Below are 14,094 nucleotides of genomic sequence, written 5' to 3' on the forward strand. Positions count from 1 at the left end.
ACAAGGAGAGACGACGATGTCGATTACCCCCGAACACCCGGCCGCACTCGACCGTCGCACGGTGCTGCGTCGCGCCGCCGCCGTGGGCATGCTCGCCACTCCGGCCATCGGGCTGCTCAGCGCCTGCGCCACCAGCGGCAGCGACGGTGACAACGAGCAGGTCGCCGGCGGCACCAAGAGCGAGAAGAACCCGCTGGGCGTCAAGGAGGACGCTCCGATCGAGGTGGTCATCTTCAACGGTGGCTACGGCGAGAAGTACGCCACGGACGTGCACGAGCCGCTGTACAAGGCGGCGTTCCCCAAGGCGGAGGTCAAGCACCAGGCCACCCAGGCCGTCTCCACCGTCCTCCAGCCGCGGTTCGCCTCCGGTAACCCGCCGGAGTTCGTGAACAACTCGGGCGAGAAGCTGATGGACTTCGGCGCGCTCGTGGCCGACGGTCAGCTCCAGGACCTCACCGAGCTGTGGGACGCGCCGTCGGTCGACGACCCGGCCAAGAAGGTCCGCGACACGGTGGTGCCCGGCACCATCGAGGCGGGCTCGTTCAACGGCAAGCCCTACGTCCTGTACTACGTCTCCACCGTCTTCGGCATCTGGTACTCGGGCAAGCTGTTCAAGGACAACGGCTGGGCTCCGGCGAAGACCTGGGACGAGTTCATCACCCTGCTCACCGCCATCAAGGCCAAGGGCATCACCCCGTACGGCTACGCCGGTGCGAACGCGGCCTACTACCAGTGGAACGTGATCCTCACCCACGCCGCCAAGATCGGCGGCACGGACGTGCTGAAGAACATCGACAACCTGGAGGACGGCGCCTGGAAGCAGGACGCCGTCAAGCAGGCGGCCACCGCGTGGGCCGAGGTGGGCGCGAAGTTCAGCGACAAGAGCTTCGAGGGCCTCAAGCACACCGACGTTCAGCTGCGGCAGAACCAGTACAAGGTGGCCCTGTACCCCAGCGGTGACTGGCTGGAGGGCGAGCAGAAGAAGGACACCCCGGCCGGCTTCGACTACCAGCTCATGCCGGTGCCGAGCCTGACCGCGTCGGACAAGCTGCCGGCCACCGCGCTGCGCGCCACCGCGGGTGAGGGCTACTTCGTCTCGGCGAAGAGCAAGAACCCCAAGGGCGGGCTGGAGTACATGCGTCAGATGCTCTCGAAGGCGGGCGCGAAGGGCTTCACCGAGGTCGTCAAGGCCCCGACCGTGGTCACCGCCGGCTCGGAGGGCTTCGCCTTCCCGCCCGGTGTGGCCAGCTCGCAGGCCGCGCTCAAGGCGGCCGGTCAGGACGTGTTCAACCTGTACTTCGACGGCTGGTACAAGGAGCTCGACACGGAGGCGCGTACCGCCACCAACGAGCTGATGTTCGGCCGGATCAACGCGGACGCCTTCGTGGAGCGGATCCAGAAGCGCGCCGACGCCATCAAGAAGGACAGCTCCGTCACCAAGTTCAAGCGCTGATCGATCGGAGCTAGGGTCATGCGGCACGGCAAGTATCCATTCGTGATCGGGTTCCTGATCGCCCCGGTCGCGCTGTACGTGACATTCGTGATCTGGCCGTACGCGCAGGCGTTCCAGATCTCGATGACCAACTGGCGGGGGCTCTCCGCCCCGCAGTGGGTGGGCTTCGACAACTACCGGAGGCTGCTCGACGACGGCGCCTTCTGGAAGGCGGTCCAGCACCACGGCGTACTGCTGCTTGCCCTGCCGCTGATCACCATCGCCATCGCGCTGTTCTTCTCTTTCCTGCTCAACGTGGGTGGCAAGAGCAGCGGTGGCCAACGCCAGGGGGTCTGGGGGGCGAAGTTCTACCGGGTGGTGTTCTTCTTCCCCCAGGTCCTGGCGGTGGCCATCATCGCGGTGCTGTTCCAGATGGTGTACCGGCCGAACGAGTCCGGCCTGATCAACGGCGTGTTGATGAAGTTCGGCCTGGAGCCGATCCTCTTCCTGGTCAAGCCGAACCTGGCCCTCTGGTCGATTCTCGCGGTGCTGGTCTGGCAGGCGGTCGGTTTCTACGTGGTGCTCTTCTCGGCCGGGATGGCCTCCATTCCCGGTGAGATCTACGAGGCCGCCGAGATGGACGGGGCGACGAAGGTGACCCTGTTCTTCCGGGTCACCCTGCCGCTGCTGTGGGACACGCTCCAGGTGGCCTGGGTCTACCTCGGGATCGCGGCGTTCGACGCGTTCGCGATCGTGGCGGTGCTCTCGGTGGACGGTGGCGGCCCGGACGGCGCCACCACCGTGCTGGCCATGGAGATCTACCGCAACGCGTTCGTCTACTCGAAGTACGGCTACGCCTCCGCGATGGGCGTGGCGCTGTTCTTCCTCACCCTCACGTTCGCGGCGCTGACGCTGCGGCTCACCAAGCGGGAAAGCGTGGAGTACTGATGAATCCGCAGTCGACGCTGCCGCCGACACCGGCGGCGCTGCCGCCGAAGACCGGTGACCCGTCCGCCCCCGCCGGGCCGGGGCGCAAGGGCCCCCGTTCGGAGGTACGGCTCTTCGCCAACCTGGGGCACGTCGCGCTCGCCGTGTGGGCGGTGATCGTGATCGTGCCGATCCTCTGGACCTTCCTCGCCGCGTTCAAGAACACCAGCGAGATCTTCAGCAGCCCGTGGACGCTCCCGGCGGAGCTGCGCTGGGAGAACTTCTCCCGGGCCTGGACCAAGGCGAACGTCGGTCGGTACTTCCTGAACAGCGTGATCGTGGTGTCGTGCAGCACGTTCCTCACCATGCTGCTCGGCTCGATGGCCGCGTACGTGCTGGCCCGTTACCGGTTCTGGGGCAACCGGGCGGTCTACTACCTCTTCGTCTCCGGGTTGGCCTTCCCGGTCTTCCTCGCCCTGGTGCCGCTCTTCTTCGTGGTGAAGAACCTGGGCCTGCTGGACACCCACACCGGCGTGGTGCTGGTCTACACCGCGTACTCGTTGCCGTTCACGGTGTTCTTCCTGGCCGCGTTCTTCAAGACGCTGCCGTCGTCGGTCGCCGAGGCCGGGATGATCGACGGTTGCGGGCACACCCGGCTGTTCTTCCAGGTGATGATGCCGATGGCGAAGCCGGGCCTGATCAGCGTGGCGATCTTCAACATCATCGGTCAGTGGGCGCAGTACCAGCTTCCGTTGGTGCTGCTCTCCAACGCCAAGGACAAGTGGGTGCTCACCCAGGGCATCGCCGACATCTCGGTGAACGCCGGCTACGAGGCGGACTGGTCCGGGTTGTTCGCGGCGCTGACCATCGCCATCCTCCCGATGATCATCGTGTACGCGATCTTCCAGCGTCAGATCCAGGCCGGCCTCACCTCCGGCGCGGTGAAGTAGGGCGTCAGGGCTCGTCGACCCGGCTGTGCCAGGAGCGCCACAGCGCCGCGTACGCGCCACCGGCCGCGACCAGCTCGTCGTGGCTGCCGATCTCGGTGATCCGACCGTCGGCCAGCACGGCGACCCGGTCGGCGTCGTGCGCGGTGTTGAGCCGGTGCGCGATCGCGATGACGGTCCGCCCGACCAGCACGGCGGCCAGCGCGCGTTCGGTCCGTCGGGCGGTGGACGGGTCGAGCGCGGCGGTCGCCTCGTCCAGGATCAACGTGTGCGGGTCGGCGAGCACCAACCGGGCCAGCGCCAACTGCTGGGCCTCGGCCGCGCCGAGTTGACGCGCCCCGTCACCGAGCGGGGTGTCCAGGCCGTCGGGCAGCTCCGCGTACCACTCGGCGCCGACGGTGCGCAGCGCGGCGCGCATCTGTTCGTCGGAGGCGTCCGGTGCGGCGAAGGAGAGGTTGTCGCGCACCGAGCCGATGAAGACGTGGTGCTCCTGGGTGACCAGGGCGATCCGGCGGCGTCGCTCGGCCGGGTCGAGGTCGGTGACCGGGCAGCCGCCGATGCTGACGACGCCCTGCCGCGGCGCGTCGATCCCGGCCAGCAGCCGGGCCAGGGTGGACTTGCCGGCGCCGGACGGGCCGACGACGGCCAGCCGCTCACCGGGCCGCACCTCCAGGTCGATGCCGTGCAGCACGTCCGGCCCGTCGGAGTAGGAGAACCGCGCCCCACGCACGACGAGCCGCTCACCCCCTGTGGAGGCGGTCGCGCCGGGTGGCTCCGGCGGGACCATGCCGACGCCGAGCACCCGGGCGTACGAGGCGAAGCCACGTTGCGCCTGCTCCGTCCACTGCAACAGCCGGTCCATCGGGTCGATCGCCTGTTGCAGGTAGAGCGCGGCGGCGACCACCGCGCCGAGCGACACCATGTCCCGGGTGAGCAGGAAGCCGCCGACGAGCAGGACCATGGCGACCGGCAGCGGGTAGCTGGCCTCGACGACCGAGAAGAACACGGTACGCAGCGCGAGCGTCGCCCGCCGGGCCCACCAGACCCGGGTGATGTGGGTGGTGCCGTGCCGGACCCGGTCGTCGGTCAACCGCAGCGCCTCCACCGTGCGGGCGCCCTCGGCGGTGGTGGTCAGCGTCTCGGTCAGCTCGGCCGCCGCCGCGCCCTCGGCGAGGTACGCGGAGCTGGCCCGGCGCAGGTACCAACGGGTCACCGCCACGATCGACGGGAGCCCGGTCAGCGCGGCCAGGCCGAGCAGCGGGTGCAGCAGGAAGACCGCCCCGAACAGCAGCGTCAACTGCACCGAGGCGATGACGATGGTGGGCACCACGTCCCGGACGGTGGTGCCGACCGTCGCCACGTCGACGGAGCTGCGGGTGGCCAGGTCACCGGAGCCGGCCCGCTCGACGACCGAGACCGGCAGCCCGAGGGTCCGGGAGACGAACTCCTCACGCAGCTCGGCGACGGCCCGTTCGCCGAAGCGGTGGCCGGCGTACTGGGCGTACCGGGAGAGCAACGCGCTGACCAGGACGCAGCCGGCGATGGCCAGCGCCAGCCGGTCGACGGTGGCCACGCCCGCTCCCGCGGTGACCCGGTCGACGATGGTGCCGAGCAGCCACGGCGGGGCGAGCCCGGCGACCGCGGCGGCGCTGTGCAGCGCCAGCACGACCGCGACCGCGCGCCGGTGCCGGCCGAGCATGTCCCGCAGGGCCCGGCGTACGGTCGCGCGGTCGGCCACCGGCAGTCGGCTCACCGGTACGCCTCCTCGGTGTCGGCGGGCCGGGTCGGACCGGGGTCCGCGCTGCCCCGGGCCACCAGGTGCCGGTAGGCCGGGTCGCGGTCGAGCAGGTCGGCGTGGCTGCCGGTGGCGGTGATCCGGCCGGCGCTCAGGTGCGCGACCCGGTCGGCCTGGCCCAGCAGCAGCGGCGACGTGGCGATCACCACCGTGGTCCGCCCGGCCCGCGCGACCCGCAGCCGCTCGGCGACGCGCGCCTCGGTGTGCGCGTCCACGGCCGACGTCGGGTCGACGAGGATCAGCACCTCCGGCTCGGCGCGCAGCGCCCGGGCCAGGCGCAGGCGTTGGCGTTGACCGCCGGACAGCGTCCGGGCTCGGGCGTCGATCGGGGTGTCCAGCCCTGCCGGTAGGGCGTCGACGACGTCCTCGGCCGAGGCGGTGCGCAGTGCCGCGCCGATCCGCTCGTCGTCGCCGTCGGCCCCGGCGCGCAGGATGTCGCGCAGTGTGCCGGCGAACAGGTACGAGTCGTGGTCGGCCACCAGGATCCGCGCGCGGACCTCGTCCAGGGCGACCCCGTTCAGCGGCACACCGCCCCAGGTGACCCCGCTGACGACGTACCGGCCGAGCCGGTCGGCCAGGGCCAGCGCCGCCGCCGGATCGTCGGCGGCCACACCGGTCAGCCGCCCGGCGGCGACGGTCAGCCCGGTCACCGGGTCGTGGAGGTCGGCGGGGCCGTCCGGGGCGGCCGGGGCACCCGGCCGGCGTGCCTCGGGAACGGAACCCGGCCGGCGTGCCCCGGGCTCGGCCCCCGGCCGGCTGGCCTCACGCTCGGCCCCCGGCCGGCTGGCCCCGGGCTTGGCCTCCGGCCACCGGCGACCCGGGCCGCCGACGTCGTCGGGTGTCACGGTGAGCAGGTCGGCGATGCGCCGGGCGGCGACCCGACCCCGGATCAGCTGGTGACTGCCCTCCAGCAGGAACCAGACCGGCACGATCAGGGTCGCCACGTAGCCGTAGACGGCGACCAACTCGCCGATCGACACCTCGCCGGTCACCGCCATCCGCGCCGTCAGCCACACCACCGCAGCCAGGAACAACCCGGGGATGGCGACCGTCGCCGCGTCGATCCAGCTGTAGACCGCGCCGACCCGGTAGCCCTCGGCACGCAGCTCCTGGGACCGGGCCGCGTACCGCCGGGCGAACAGATCCCGGCCGCCCACCCCGGCGAGCACCCGCAGCCCGGCCACGATGTCACCGGATCGGGCGGTGAGCGCGCCCTGCTGCCGGCGGTAGACCGATTCGACCTTCTCCAGGCGGCGCAGCAGCGGCCCGACGACCAGGCCGACCACCGGCACTCCCACCAGGACGCAGAGCGCGAGCAGCGGGGAGACCGACCAGAGCACCACGGCGATCACCCCGTACGCGATGACCGCGCCGACGCCCGGCCCGGTCAGCGTCAGCACCTGCGCCGTCCAGTCGATGTCGGCGCCGCCGATGGTGGACACCTCACCCGCGCCGACCCGGCGGGGCAGCACCGCGCCGATCCGGGACAGGTGACGCAGCAGGACCTCCGCCGAGCGGGCCTTGGCGTCCTCCCGGATGAAGGTCATCGTGCGGTGCCGCATGATGCCCAGGTAGGACAGGGCCACGCCGGCGACGACGATCGCCGCGACCCAGAACGCCAGGGCACGGGTGTCCCGGGCGCGCAACCCGTCGTCGACGGCACGGGCGATCAGGTAGGGCCGGGCCGAGAGCCCGATCATCCAGGCCGTGCCGATCACGCTGCCGCGCAGCACCCGCCAGGGCTGGCGGCGGACCAGCCACCAGAGATAGCGCATCGGGCCACGGGTGTCGGGAGTGCCAGGATCGGAGTGCGGGATCTGCGGAGGCACCTGGTCACGCTACCGACCAGCTCCGACAACCCACCGACCCGCCGATGGTGAGGTGCGCCTCCGTTTCTGTCGGATGGGAGAGGCAGAATCACGTTCGTGCTGGTGGCGGTGGTGTCCGACGAGCGGGGTGGGGGAGTGCTGTGCCCGCTGGACGCCGCCGGTCGGCCAACCGGCCCGGCCGAGGCCGTTGTCGACCTGGTCGCGGCGGTGGCGGCCCGCGAGGCCGCCGAGCGCCCGCGCTGGGTCTGGTCCACCGCCACGACGATCTACCCGACGTTGCTGCGTGCCGGCGTCCGGGTCGATCGGTGTCATGACGTGGAGTTGACCGAGGCGTTACTGCTCGGGCACGCGGGTCGCTGGGGCGAGCCGCGCTCGCTGGCCGCCGCCTGGGCCCGGCTGACCGGCGCGGCGGTGCCGCCCGACCCGCCGCCGCGCGCCGCCGAGCCACCCGGGCACGGCCAGGGCGCGCTCTTCGACACCCTGCCCGGTCCGCCGGGCCCCGGCATCGAGGCACTGACCCGGGTGTACGCCGACCAGCTCGCCCGGGTCGCCGCGACCGAGCACCCCGGCCGGTTCCGGTTGCTGGTGGCCGCCGAGTCGGCCGGCGCGCTGATCGCGGTGGAGATGGGCGTCGCCGGCTTGCCCTGGCGTGCCGACGTGCACAACGAGATCCTGCACGAGCTGCTCGGCGAGGCATCCCCGGTGGGCGGCCCGCCACGTCGACTCGCCGAGCTGGCCACCCGGATCGCCGACGCGCTCGGCGTACGCGGCCTGCACACCGACTCCCCGGCGGAGTTGCTGAAGGCGTTCGCCCGGGTCGGGGTGGAGCTGCCCAACACCCGGGCCTGGGTGCTGCGCGGGGTGGACCATCCGGCGGTGCCGCTGGTGCTGGAATACAAGGAGCTCTACCGGATCTGGACGGCGCACGGCTGGGCCTGGCTCGATCAGTGGGTGCGGGGCGGCCGGTTCCAACCGGAGTACGTGCCGGGTGGCGTCGTCTCCGGCCGGTGGGCCACCCGGGGTGGCGGCGCGTTGCAGATCCCCAAGGTGATCCGCCGGGCGGTGGTGGCCGATCCGGGTTGGCGGTTGGTGGTCGCCGACGCCGGTCAGCTGGAGCCTCGGGTGCTCGCGGCGGTGTCCGGCGACGCCCGGCTGGCGGCGGCGGGCGGTGCCGGCGACCTCTACGCGGCCCTGGCCCGGGACTCGTTCGGCGGTGACCGGGCCAAGGCCAAGGTGGCCCTGCTCGGCGCGATGTACGGGCAGACCGGCGGGTCCGCGGTGCCGGCGCTGGCCGTGCTGAAGCGCAGTTACCCGACGGCGTTCGGTTACGTCGAGTCGGCGGCGCGTACCGGTGAGGCGGGTGGGTTGGTGCGGTCGTGGCTGGGTCGGACGTGCCCGCCCGGCTCGGCCGGGTTCGGCGATCTCGACGACGCGTCCACCGATGCGGGCGGGGCGGCCGATCCGCAGAGTCCGCGGGCCCGTGCCGCCCGCTCCCGGGGGCGCTTCACCCGCAACTTCGTCATCCAGGCCACCGCCGCCGAGTGGGCCTCCACGTTGCTGGCCACCCTGCGGGCCGACCTGGCCGGCACCGACGCCGAGCTGGTCTTCTTCCAGCACGACGAGGTGGTCGTGCACGCTCCCGCCGAGCAGGCGGAGGCGGTCGCCGAGGTGGTCACCCGCTCCGGCGAGCGGGCCTCCGCGCTGCTCTTCGGCGCGACCCCGGTCCGGTTTCCGCTGGATCTGTCCATCGTCGACTGCTACGCCGACGCGGCCTGACCGACGGATTGTCCGGCTGGGGCGGGTGCCGGTCGTGTAACGGTTGTGCTATTTCTCCTTTTCGCCCCGCCACCCTCGCCCCGCCGTCCTCGTTGCAGTGTCCGTAGGAGGGGACGGATCGGTCACGGTCCGTCCCGTGCTGGAGGGGGCGCAGCTGAACCGGATCGCAGGAATGATCATCGCCGCAGGTGGGGGACGACGGATCGGTGGTCCCGAGGCCCTGCTGCACCAGGGGGGCAAGCCCCTGGTCAACCAGATGATCGACACGATGACCGAGGCGGGCTGCGAGCAGATCGTGGTCGTGCTGGGCGCCGCCGCCGAGCAGGTTCAGGAAACCGCCGACCTGGGCAAGGCCACCGTTGTGATCAACAAGGCGTGGGGCACCGGGGTAGGCTCGTCCATCCGGGCCGGCCTGGCCGCCATGGACGACGAGGGGATCGAGGCGGTGGTGGTGGTCCCGGTCGACATGCCGGGCCTGACCGCCGCGGCGGTCAGCCGGGTCGCCGCGCTGCCGTACCCGGACGTGCTGGTCTGCGCCACCTACGACGGGTTGCGGGGCTACCCGATGCTCTTCGGCCGCCGGCACTGGCCCGGCATCGCCACCCTGGCCAGCGCCGATGTGGGCGCCCGGCCGTACCTGTTGGCGCACAAGGACCAGATCGTCGACATCGCCTGCGACTCGGTGGCCGACGGCAGCCGGGTCGACACCCCCGAGCTGATGGAGCTCTACGGCCTGACCGTCCCGCCCCAGCGGGTAGGCGTCTGACGCCAACCTCGTCGATCATGGAGTTGTGGTGCCCAATTCAGTGCCTTAGCGGCTGATTTGTCGCCCACCACAACTCCATGATCGACCCGGCAGGGCGGGTTTACTCCGGGGCCTGGTTCAGCTCACCTGTTGCCGTTAGGCGCTGGTACCAGTGGGCGCTGTCCTTCCAGGTGCGGACCTGGGTGTCGTAGTCGACCCGGATGATCCCGAAGCGGCGGTCGTAGCCGTAGCCCCACTCGAAGTTGTCCAGCAACGACCAGACGAAGTAACCGCGCACGTCCGCGCCCTGCGCGCGGGCGTCGGCCACCGCGCCGATGTGCCGACGCAGGTAGTCGATCCGCCGGTCGTCGTGGATACGGCCGTCGGCCGACACCACGTCGTCGAACGCCGCGCCGTTCTCGGTGATCATCATGGGCTGGCTCGGGTATTCGCGCTTCAGGCGCAGCAGCAGCTCGGTCAGCGCCGGCGGGTCGATGTTCCAACCCATCGCCGTGTACGGGCCGGGCTGCGGCAGGAAGTCGACGTTCTCCGCGGCGACCCACGGCGACGAGGTCGACGCGCCGTGCCCGTCGGCGTCGGAGCGGGCCGACACCCCGTCCCAGGCCCGGACCAGCGTGCTGGAGTAGTAGTTGACCCCGAGCACGTCCAACGGCACCGCGATCAGCTTCTCGTCGCCCTCGCGGACGAACGACCAGTCGGTGACGGTGGCGGTGTCGGCCAGCAGGTCGGCCGGGTACGCCCCGTCCAGCATCGGGCCGAGGAACGCCCGGTTCGCCAACGCGTCGATCCGCCGGACCGCGTCCCGGTCGGCGGCCGAGTCGGACGCGCCCCGGATGACGTGCAGGTTCAGCGTCACCGACAGCTCGGCGGTCGGGGCCAGCTCCCGCACCACCCGGCCGGCCAGGCCGTGCGCCAGGTTGAGGTGGTGCACCGCGGCCAGCGCCGCCGCCGGCTCGGTCCGACCCGGGGCGTGCACGCCGGAGGCGTAGCCGAGGTACGCCGAGCACCACGGCTCGTTGAGCGTCGTCCAGGTGTGCACCCGGTCGCCCAGCGCGCCGACGATGCCCGCCGCGTACTCCTGGAAGCGCAACGCGGTCTCCCGCGTGGCCCATCCGCCGGCGTCCTCCAACTCCTGCGGCAGGTCCCAGTGGTACATGGTGGCCACCGGGCGGACGCCCCGCTCCAGCAGGCCGTCCACCAGCCGCGAGTAGAAGTCGATGCCCGCCTGGTTGAACCGGCCCGAGCCGCCCGGCTGCACCCGGGGCCAGGAGATGGAGAACCGGTACGCGCCGAGCCCGAGGTCCGCGATGTGCCCGAGGTCGTCGGCCCACCGGTGGTAGTGGTCGGCGGCCACGTCACCGGTGTCGCCGTTGAGTGTCCGACCGGGTGTGTGGCTGTAGGTGTCCCAGATGGAGGGCCCGCGCCCGTCCTCGGTGACCGCGCCCTCGATCTGGTACGCCGCGGTGGCCGACCCCCAGACGAAGCTCTCCGGGAAGTGGTGTTGCGTCATCGTTCCGTCCCCTGGATCTCGCAGATGTAGCCCGTCGAGGTGCCGGCGACCAGTTCGGCGCTGGCCGTCCCATCCTCGTAGCGCACGTCGAACTCGGCGCCCGGTCCGTCGCCGGGTGACGGTACCCGCACCCGGACCCGCTGGCCCTCGGCCGGTGCGTACAGCCGCAGCCGCACATCGTCGGCCCACTCGTAGTCCGGCCGGTCGGTGCGCGAGCCGAACGGAATGACCGCGCCCGGCCGGGCCAGCACCGGCAGGCTGTCGAAGCCGTGCTTCTCGGTCACCCAGGCCGGGCCGGTGACCTGCGCGCCGGTGACCAGGTGCGTCCAGGTGCCGGCGGGGACGTAGTACGTGACGTCGCCGTCGGCGCTGAGCACCGGCGCGACCAGCACGTCCGGGCCGAGCATGTACTGCCGGTCCAGGTGTGCGGTGGCCGGGTCGTCCGGGAACTCCAGGAACATCGGCCGCATCACCGGCGTCCCGTCGCGGTGCGCCTCCTGCGCGGCTGCCGCCAGGTACGGCATCAGGCTCAACTTCAGGTGGGTGAAGTGCCGAAGCACGTCCACGGCCTCGTCGTCGTACGCCCACGGCACCCGGTACGAGCCGGACCCGTGCAGCCGGGAGTGCGAGGAGAGCAGCCCGAAGGCGACCCACCGTTTGAACACCGCCGGGTCGGGGGTGCCCTCGAAGCCGCCGATGTCGTGGCTCCAGTAGCCGAAGCCCGACGCCGCCAGGGACAACCCGCCGCGCAGCGACTCGGCCATCGCGACGAACGTCGACTCGCAGTCGCCGCCCCAGTGCACCGGGAACTGCTGCCCGCCGGTGGTGGCCGAGCGGGCGAACAGCACCGCCTCGCCCTCGCCGCGTTCGGTCTCCAGCAGCTCGAAGACCGCCTTGTTGTAGAGGTACGAGTAGTAGTTGTGCATCCGCTGCGGGTCGGAGCCGTCGTGCCACACCACGTCGGTCGGGATGCGCTCACCGAAATCGGTCTTGAAGCAGTCGACGCCCATGTCCAGCAGCGCCCTGAGCTTGCCGGTGAACCAGGCGACCGCGTCCGGGTTGGTGAAGTCGACGAGCGCCATGCCGGCCTGCCACTTGTCCCACTGCCAGACCGAGCCGTCCGGGTTACGCACCAGGTAGCCGGCCTGCCGGCCCTCCTCGAAGAGGTACGAGCGCTGCGCGATGTACGGGTTGATCCAGACGCACACCTTCAGGTCACGCTCGTGCAGCCGGCGCAGCATCCCCTCCGGGTCGGGGAAGGTCGCCGGGTCCCAGATGAAGTCGACCCAGTGGAACTGACGCATCCAGAAACAGTCGAAGTGAAAGACCGACAGCGGCAACCCGCGCTCGGCCATCCCGTCGACGAACTCGGTCACGGTCTTCTCGTCGTACGAGGTGGTGAACGAGGTGGACAGCCACAGGCCGTACGACCACGCGGGAATGCGGGCCGGGCGGCCGGTGAGCGCGGTGTACCGACGCAGCACGTCCTTCGGGTGGGGCCCGTCGATGACGTAGTAGGTGAGGGTCTGGCCCTCGACGCTGAACTGGGTCTGCGCCACGACCTCGGAGCCCACCTCGAACGACACGTGCTCCGGGTGGTCCACGAAGACCCCGTAGCCGGCGCTGCTCAGGTAGAACGGCACGTTCTTGTACGCCTGCTCGCTGGCGGTGCCGCCGTCGGCGTTCCAGATGTCGACGGTCTGCCCGTTCTTGACGAACGGGCCGAAGCGCTCACCCAACCCGTACACCGTCTCGCCGACACCGAGGGCGAGCCGCTCGTGCACGTGCGGGCGGCCGTCGGCGTCGGTGACGACGCCGATGCTGCGCCCGGTGGACGCGGTGATCACCCGATCGCCGTGCAGGAAGTCGACCCGCCACCCGTCGATGAGCGCGACCCGCGCGGTCAGCTCACCGGTGGTCAGCGTCGCGCTGAGTCCGGTGACGTCGACGGCGACCGGGTGCGTCTCGTCGGTGTTCAGCCCGAAGTGCGGCTCGCGGGGCAGCCCTCCGGTGTGGTGGGCGATGGTGACCCCGATGACGCCGGGGGCGGGGGAGAAGAACCGGACGGTCACCAGGGGCCGGTTCAGGGTGTCACCGCGTCCGGTGATCTTGCCGGTCGGTGCGAAGACGGTGAAGCCACGGTCGTCCGGCTCGACCGACTCCACGGTGCCGGGGCGCAGGACGCTGACGCCGGGGCGCAGCTGCCAGTACCCGTCGGTGAACTTCACTTCTCGGCTCCTGCCGTGATGCCGCGCGCGAGGGTGCGCTGGAAGATGAGGAAGAAGAGGATCGCCGGCACCAGGCTGATCAGCGCGCCGGCGTTGGTGGTCGGGGCGTCCATCAGTCGGTCGCCCTGCAACGACGCGAGCGCGACCGGAATGGTCTGCGTCTGGTTGTCGATGAGCATGACCAGCGGGATGAGGAACTCGTTCCACGTCCAGATGAAGAAGAAGATGAGCAGCACCGCGAGGGTGGGCCGCAGGTTGGGGAAGACCACCCGCCACAGCACCGTCCACTTGCCGGCGCCGTCCAGCGCGGCGGCCTCCAGCAGCGAGCGCGGGAACGTGCCCAGCACCGAGGCGAGCAGGTACGTGCCGAACGCGCTCTGGATCACCGTGAAGATGATGATCACCGAGAGTTGGGTGTTGTAGAGGCCGATCTGCTTCGCCACGTAGTACAGCGGGTAGATCAACGCCTCCTGCGGCAGCATGTTGGCCAGCAGGAAGAGACCCACGATCCACAGCCGGCCACGGACCCGGCCGATGCCCAGGGCGTACGCGTTGAGCAGCGACACGGCGACGCCGAGCACGGCCACGGAGCCGGCGATGAGCGCCGAGTTCCAGAGTTTGAGCGGGAAATTCACTTCGGTCCAGTAGGTGCGCAGACCCTTGGTGTAGAACTCCGTCGGCCAGCTCAACGGGCCACCCGACGAGTAGTCCCCGGGCGACTTGAACGCGTTGAGCAGCATGAACGCGAACGGCACCAGCATGACGAGCGCGCCGAGGATGACCAGGGCGAGCACCACCCAGCGGCTGACACCGCGGTGGTGCCGGTCGCGGACGGGCCGGGCCGGCGTCACCGGTGTGCTGCTCGGCGTGAGCATGACGGCCAT

The 14,094-nt window shown here is 71.2% G+C and carries 10 protein-coding genes; 5 read left to right on the forward strand and 5 right to left on the reverse strand.

Annotated elements, in window-relative coordinates; genetic code table 11:
- Nucleotides 1-16 precede the first annotated feature (16 nt).
- From ngcE to AB0J33_RS05940, 3 genes are read left to right on the forward strand one after another with little or no spacing between them, the layout of a single operon-like run.
- Nucleotides 17-1,453 (forward strand): N-acetylglucosamine/diacetylchitobiose ABC transporter substrate-binding protein, encoded by a 1,437-nt coding sequence (gene ngcE / locus AB0J33_RS05930; protein ID WP_363610383.1) that lies wholly within the window; start codon nt 17-19, stop codon nt 1,451-1,453.
- A gap of 18 nt (nt 1,454-1,471) precedes the next feature.
- Nucleotides 1,472-2,380 (forward strand): sugar ABC transporter permease, encoded by a 909-nt coding sequence (locus tag AB0J33_RS05935; protein ID WP_363610385.1) that lies wholly within the window; start codon nt 1,472-1,474, stop codon nt 2,378-2,380.
- Nucleotides 2,380-3,309: a carbohydrate ABC transporter permease gene (locus tag AB0J33_RS05940; RefSeq protein WP_363610387.1), complete on the forward strand. Its 930-nt coding sequence runs from the start codon at nt 2,380-2,382 to the stop codon at nt 3,307-3,309. Before AB0J33_RS05935 ends, AB0J33_RS05940 begins: the two co-directional genes overlap by 1 nt.
- Before the next feature lie 4 nt (nt 3,310-3,313).
- Here the strand turns inward: AB0J33_RS05940 and AB0J33_RS05945 are convergent, their stop codons facing one another.
- Both AB0J33_RS05945 and AB0J33_RS05950 read right to left on the reverse strand, forming a co-directional pair.
- On the reverse strand, nt 3,314-5,005 hold the full coding sequence (locus AB0J33_RS05945; RefSeq protein WP_363611335.1) for an ABC transporter ATP-binding protein: 1,692 nt from the start codon (nt 5,003-5,005) through the stop codon (nt 3,314-3,316).
- 50 nt (nt 5,006-5,055) lie between these two features.
- Nucleotides 5,056-6,930 (reverse strand): ABC transporter ATP-binding protein, encoded by a 1,875-nt coding sequence (locus tag AB0J33_RS05950; RefSeq protein ID WP_363610389.1) that lies wholly within the window; start codon nt 6,928-6,930, stop codon nt 5,056-5,058.
- Between the two features lie 66 nt (nt 6,931-6,996).
- Here AB0J33_RS05950 and AB0J33_RS05955 point away from each other — a divergent pair, with 66 nt between their 5' ends.
- Complete coding sequence (locus tag AB0J33_RS05955; RefSeq protein WP_363611337.1) at nt 6,997-8,706, forward strand: bifunctional 3'-5' exonuclease/DNA polymerase; 1,710 nt, start codon at nt 6,997-6,999, stop codon at nt 8,704-8,706.
- 172 nt (nt 8,707-8,878) lie between these two features.
- Nucleotides 8,879-9,472 carry a nucleotidyltransferase family protein gene (locus AB0J33_RS05960; protein WP_363611339.1) on the forward strand — a complete coding sequence of 198 codons (594 nt, stop codon included), beginning with the start codon at nt 8,879-8,881 and terminating at the stop codon, nt 9,470-9,472.
- Nucleotides 9,473-9,572: 100 nt separating this feature from the next.
- On the opposite strand, the gene AB0J33_RS05965 is transcribed toward AB0J33_RS05960, so the two are convergent.
- Genes AB0J33_RS05965 through AB0J33_RS05975 form a run of 3 tightly spaced genes read right to left on the reverse strand, consistent with a single transcriptional unit; the run spans nt 9,573 to nt 14,094 of the window.
- Nucleotides 9,573-10,982, reverse strand: coding sequence for a GH1 family beta-glucosidase (locus tag AB0J33_RS05965; protein WP_363610391.1), 1,410 nt, complete (start codon nt 10,980-10,982; stop codon nt 9,573-9,575).
- Entirely contained in the window at nt 10,979-13,210 is a 2,232-nt protein-coding gene (yicI, locus tag AB0J33_RS05970) for an alpha-xylosidase (protein WP_363610393.1), read from the reverse strand. The genes AB0J33_RS05965 and yicI overlap by 4 nt, the downstream gene beginning before the upstream one ends.
- A complete protein-coding gene (locus AB0J33_RS05975) occupies nt 13,207-14,094 on the reverse strand; it encodes a carbohydrate ABC transporter permease (protein ID WP_363610395.1) in 888 nt (295 codons plus the stop codon). The genes yicI and AB0J33_RS05975 overlap by 4 nt, the downstream gene beginning before the upstream one ends.

Source organism: Micromonospora sp. NPDC049645 (assembly GCF_040675155.1).
GTDB lineage: Bacteria > Actinomycetota > Actinomycetes > Mycobacteriales > Micromonosporaceae > Micromonospora.

What these genes read in the sequence shown, in the direction of transcription:
- ngcE (WP_363610383.1), top strand. Translation starts at nt 17, where the DNA reads ATGTCGATTACCCCCGAACACCCGGCCGCACTCGACCGTCGCACGGTG.
- AB0J33_RS05935 (WP_363610385.1), top strand. Translation starts at nt 1,472, where the DNA reads ATGCGGCACGGCAAGTATCCATTCGTGATCGGGTTCCTGATCGCCCCG.
- AB0J33_RS05940 (WP_363610387.1), top strand. Translation starts at nt 2,380, where the DNA reads ATGAATCCGCAGTCGACGCTGCCGCCGACACCGGCGGCGCTGCCGCCG.
- AB0J33_RS05945 (WP_363611335.1), bottom strand. Translation starts at nt 5,005, where the DNA reads ATGCTCGGCCGGCACCGGCGCGCGGTCGCGGTCGTGCTGGCGCTGCAC.
- AB0J33_RS05960 (WP_363611339.1), top strand. Translation starts at nt 8,879, where the DNA reads ATGATCATCGCCGCAGGTGGGGGACGACGGATCGGTGGTCCCGAGGCC.
- AB0J33_RS05965 (WP_363610391.1), bottom strand. Translation starts at nt 10,982, where the DNA reads ATGACGCAACACCACTTCCCGGAGAGCTTCGTCTGGGGGTCGGCCACC.
- AB0J33_RS05975 (WP_363610395.1), bottom strand. Translation starts at nt 14,094, where the DNA reads ATGGCCGTCATGCTCACGCCGAGCAGCACACCGGTGACGCCGGCCCGG.